Source organism: Mesorhizobium sp. M1A.T.Ca.IN.004.03.1.1 (assembly GCF_003997555.1).
GTDB lineage: Bacteria > Pseudomonadota > Alphaproteobacteria > Rhizobiales > Rhizobiaceae > Mesorhizobium.
The window spans coordinates 1-232 of sequence record NZ_RZTV01001178.1 but is presented as its reverse complement, the minus strand read 5'-3'; the positions used below and the strand labels follow the sequence as shown (position 1 = coordinate 232).

The window sequence follows — 232 nt, the reverse complement described above, 5'->3', positions numbered from 1 at the left end:
GGAGGAGCTGCCGGCGCCGGCAAAGCGCGGATCCCAGACGGTGCCGAAGAAGAATTCGCCGGCGGGAACGACGGCAAAGAAGCGGGCGGCTTCCGACAGCATGGACAACACGATGCCGACCGTCGTCAGGATGGCGATCGAGGAGGCGAGCAGCAGGCCCCAGAGCATGACGCGCTCGACGCGGTTGCGGGCGCGGAAGCGCGGCGCGATGGCGCACAGCGCATAAAGGGCG

Annotated in this window: 1 pseudogene; it reads right to left on the bottom strand. The window is 69.0% G+C overall.

The features are described from left to right. Window positions 1–232 (bottom strand): annotated as a pseudogene (locus EOD29_RS35395) (phosphate ABC transporter permease subunit PstC); the annotation flags it as partial.